The sequence below is a fragment of the Acidimicrobiales bacterium genome, from assembly GCA_036270875.1.
Classification (GTDB): Bacteria; Actinomycetota; Acidimicrobiia; order Acidimicrobiales; family AC-9; genus AC-9.
This window is the reverse complement of record DATBBR010000088.1, coordinates 1-4,654: the sequence shown is the minus strand read 5'-3', so window position 1 is coordinate 4,654 and position 4,654 is coordinate 1. Positions and strand designations below refer to the sequence as shown.

The window sequence follows — 4,654 nt, the reverse complement described above, 5'->3', positions numbered from 1 at the left end:
CTGTCCGAGCGCCAACACCTGCGAGGCGGTGGGCTACAACGCCTCCACTCAGGGGGTGGTGGTGCCCATCGTCAACGGCACCCCCGGCACCGCCCAGGTCGCGCCGGGGACCTTCGACCTGTATGGAGTGGCCTGTCCCAGCGCCACCACCTGCGAGGCGGTGGGCGTCAACGCCTCCAGCGAGGGGGTGGTGGTGCCCATCACCAACGGCACCCCTGGCACCGGCGAGGCTGTACCTGGGACTCACATCCTGCAAGCAGTGGCCTGTTCCAGCAGTACCACCTGCGAGGCTGTGGGCGACAACGCCTCCTTCACCGGCGTCGCGGTGCCCATCACCAACGGCACTCCCGGCACCGCCCAGGTCGTGAGCGGGACCTCTGCGCTGTACGGCGTGGGCTGTCCCAGCAGCACCGCGTGCGAGGCGGTGGGCATCGACAGCTCCAGCGAAGGGGTGGTAGTGCCCATCACGAGCGGCGTCGCCGGCACCGCCCAGATCGTGCCGGGGACCCTCGCTCTGGAAGCAGTGGCCTGTCCCACCGCCACCACCTGCGAGGCTGTTGGCGAGAACGGCTCCAACGAGGGGGTGGCGGTCACCGTCGCCAGCGGCACTCCCGGCGCCGCCCATGTCGTCTCGGGGACCGGTGCGCTGCTTGGAGTGGCGTGTTCCAACTCCAGCACCTGCCAAGGGGTGGGTGGCACCTCCTCCCAGGAGGGGGTGGTGGTTTCCATCATCCCGTCCCAGCCCGTCGCTGGGACCTCTGACCTGTATGGAGTGGCCTGTCCCAGCACCACCACCTGCGAGGCTGTGGGCACCGACGGCTCAGAGGGGGTGATGGTACCCATCACCTATGGCAGCCCGGGCACCCCCCAGGTCGCCTCGGGAACCTCGAAGCTGAACGGCGTGGCCTGCCCGAGCTTCACCACCTGCGTGGCCGTGGGCCGGAACGGCTCGGGCGAGGGGGTGGTGGTGCCCATCACGAACGGGACTCCCGGTACTGCCCAGGTCGTGCCTGGGACCGAGGCACTGATCGGCGCGGCTTGTCCCAGCACCACCACCTGTGAGGCCATGGGCAGCAACGGCTCCAACGGCGTGGTGGTGCCCATCAGTTTCGGCAGCGCCGGTACTGCCCAGGCCGTGCCTGGGACCTTGGGGCTGCTCGGCGCCGCCTGTCCCAGCTCCACCACATGCGAGGCCGTGGGCGACAACAGCTCCTTCGAGGGCGTGGTGGTGCCCATCACCAACGGGACCCCCGGCACCGCCACGCTCGCGCCTGGGACCGAGGCGCTCTACGGCGCGGCCTGCCCCAGCTCCACCACGTGCGCGGCCGTGGGCACTAACACCTCCACGGGCGTCGTCGTGCCGATCGCCAGCGGCACCCCCGGCGCTGCCCAGATCGCCTCGGGGACTCGCACGCTTCTCAGCGTGGCCTGTCCCAGCCCCACCAGCTGCGAGGCGGCCGGCATCGACAGCTCCAGCGAAGGGGTGGTGGCGCCCATCGTGAAGGGCGCCCCCGGCACCGCCCAGGTCGTCCTGGGGACCACCGACCTCGACGGCGTGGCCTGTCCCACCTCCACCACTTGCGAGGCAGTGGGCGGAAACGGCTCCCAGGGGGTCGTGGTGATCATCACCCCCACCACCGCCACCACCACCTCACTCTCCTCCTCGGCCAACCCCTCGGGCGTCGGCCAGCAGGTCACCTACACGGCGACGGTGTCCCCCACCCCCGACGGGGGCAGCGTCTCGTTCTCTGACGACGGGGCATCGGTCCCTGGCTGTGGGTCGCAGGCCGTGAGCACCACCACGGGAAGAGCTGCCTGCTCGGTCACCTACTCCTCGGGCGGGACCCACTCCATCGTCGCCGCCTACTCGGGCGATGCCACCTACGCCGGCTCGACCTCGTCCACTCTCACCGAGGTGGTGAACGCCCCGACCCGCGCCACCAGTGTCATCGCCTCCCAGCAGTTCGGCGTCCCCAACCAGACCGACGTGTTCGACGTGACCGGCAACGGGGCTGTCGAGGTCCGCTGGGTGGATGGTGCCGGCAGATGGAGCGGGCCGATGACCATCTCGCCGACGGGCCTGGCTCCCGCCGGTGCGGCCCTGGCCGTCTCCCAGCAGTTCGGCGTCCCCAACCAGACCGACGTGTTCGTGGTGGACAAGAACGGCACCGCCCAGGTGCTCTGGGTCCAGGGCGCCGGCAGGTGGAGCGGGCCGATGACCATATGACGATCATGCTGCGTCAGTGAGTCGTGCTCGTCCCCTGAGGGTTCTCCAGGACGAGCGCCACGCCCTGGCCGGATCCGACACACACGCCGAGAACCCCATAGCGGGCTCCTCGAAGGCGCAGCTCGGTCGCCAGGGTGAGCACATAGCGGGTGCCGGATGAGCCGAACGGGTGGCCGATGGCGACCGCGCCGCCGTTCGGGTTGAGGCGATCGTCGGGGACCTCGAAGCCGTCGAGCTGACGGGGCAGCTCGAGCAGGACGCCGAGCGCCTGGGCGGCGTAGGCCTCGTGCACCTCCCACACATCGACGTCGTCGGGAGCCAGGCCCGCCCGGGCCAGAGCCTTGGGAATGGCGAACGCCGGGGCGATGCCCATCACCAGGGGATCGAGGGCGTGAGTCGCCGAGGCCACGACGCGCGCCAGCGGCTCCACCCCAAGCTCCTCGGCGGCGGTGCCGCTGGCCAGGACGACAGCGCTGGCGCCGTCGTTGAGCGGCGAGGAGTTGCCCGCCGTCATCTGGGTCGTATTGGGCTGGGCCGGAAGTGCCGCCAGCCCCTCCGGGGTGGTGTCCCCGCGGATGCTCTCGTCGTGCTCGAACAGGCGCGCCGGCTCCTTGCGGGTGGCTGGAATCTCGACCGGGTGGATCTCGGCGGCGAGACGACCGGAGTCACGGGCCGAGGCCGCGTGATGGTGCGAACGCAGGGCGAAGGCGTCGATCTCTTCGCGCGTCAGCTTGTACAGGTCGGCGACGTTCTGCGCAGTCCGCATCATGTCGATGTAAGCGTCGCGGGCAAGCAGAGCGGGGTGGGGCGGTCCACCTGCACCGGCCCACATCGTGTCGAGCATGAGGACCGGCCCCCGCGGCATGAAGGGCGCATCGCCCTTCATCAGGGCCCACCCCGAACGCGACATGGACTCGACACCGGCTGCGAGCCCAATCGAGAGCTCGTCGCTGCGTATGGCGTGCGCCACTTGGATCGCGCCCGAGAGTGAGGAGGCGCAGAACCGATTGACCGTGATCGCCGGGACGGAGTCCGGGAACCCGGCCGCCAATGCCGCCCAACGGGCGATGTCTCCCATCCCCTCGTGCGCGGGGTTGACACAGCCGGCGGTGATGTCCTCGATCCGATCGAGTGGTGCTCCCACCCGCTCGCACGCCCACACCATCGCCCGTCCGAGCAGATCGTCGATGCGCACGTGCGACAGCGAGCCGCCATAGCGTCCAACAGGGGTCCGAACGCCGCCAAGTACAAAAGCGTCAGTCATTGATGTTCCCTCTCTTCACGGACGAGGATCCACTCCTGGGGCCCCTCGGGGAAGTCGTCACGGCGCGGCCTCGAGCTCGGCCCTCTCCCAGCCGCCGAGATCGGCTGCGGCCTGGTAGGTGGTCTCGAAGAACGAGAGGAGCATGGCGTCGGGGTCCTCCGCGGTGCGGACCGCCTCGTACGGAAGGAGGAACTCGCCCAGGTCATCGTCGTAGTACGCGGCGTCGGGCGTGACCGGCCAGGCGGCGAAGCCGTCCGGTGGGGGATACGCGTAGGAGTAGAAGGATCCCTCGGCGCTGCCGCCGGGCCAGAAGCCGCAGCTGCTCACCTCCTGGCTGTAGGCCAGCTCCATGACCCACGGGGCACAGTTGGGCACGCCGCCTGAGTACTTCGGCGCCTCCCGACCGGAGAAGCGGGTCACGGCAAGATCAGGCGCACCCCAGAAGAAGTGCACCGGGCTGGCCTTGCCCACAAAGCGCCCCCGGAAACGCGCCATCACCCGGTGGGCTTGCACCAGCGCCAGCCAGAACCGGTTCACCGCCGCGGCGTCATAGGAGTGATGCTGCTCGTCGTCAGCGAAGGGGATCGCCTCGAGCACCTCCACCGGGCGGGGAAAGATCCTCACCCGGACGCCGAGCTCGTCGAGCGCTGCCATCGTGGCCTTGTAGAAGCTGGCGACAGAGCGAGGCTCCAGAGCCACCCGAGCGCCCCGGCCGTCGGTCAGGCGCAGGTCGAGCACATGGTTGACCAGGTCGAACTCGATCTCCACTCCGGTCGCGCCCGCGTGCATGAGCGACGTCGTCAGTCCTCGCGCCGACACGTAGAGCGGCACCTGCCACCAATGGTTGAGCATCGGCTCCAGGGCCAGGCGGATCTTCCCGACGACCTGGGTCCACATGTGGAAGGTGGCCCGGGTGTCTTCCCAGGCCGAGAGGGTGAGCTCGGGCCAAGCTGATCCGGTCGTTTGGCCATGCTACCAATCGCCACGAGCGGACGGTCTCCTCAGACCCAGCCTTCAGCATCGACGCCGGATCTTCATTTGCATCGCCGCGCTGGCCTTCGCCGTGGACGCCTTCCCGCCGGCGACCTTCGACATCGAGTTCTCGGGCTGGGTGCCCACACTGGAGCTGACGGTCTACGTCCGTGCCCTCGCCGCACCCGGCC

General features: G+C 69.7%; 2 protein-coding genes and 1 pseudogene. 1 reads left to right on the top strand and 2 read right to left on the bottom strand.

What is annotated here, in order from left to right:
* A partial coding sequence (locus VH112_10180; protein HEX4540599.1) for an Ig-like domain repeat protein occupies positions 1-2,227 on the top strand: 2,227 nt, incomplete at its 5' end.
* 13 nt (positions 2,228-2,240) lie between these two features.
* Here VH112_10180 and VH112_10175 read toward each other — a convergent pair.
* Positions 2,241-3,491: a thiolase family protein gene (locus VH112_10175; GenBank protein HEX4540598.1), complete on the bottom strand. Its 1,251-nt coding sequence runs from the start codon at positions 3,489-3,491 to the stop codon at positions 2,241-2,243.
* Positions 3,492-3,548: 57 nt separating this feature from the next.
* Positions 3,549-4,427: pseudogene (locus VH112_10170) on the bottom strand (DUF5996 family protein).
* Positions 4,428-4,654 lie beyond the last annotated feature (227 nt).

Bases quoted from the DNA above. Each gene is read 5' to 3' on its own strand.
- VH112_10175 (HEX4540598.1), bottom strand. From the start codon at position 3,491: ATGACTGACGCTTTTGTACTTGGCGGCGTTCGGACCCCTGTTGGACGC.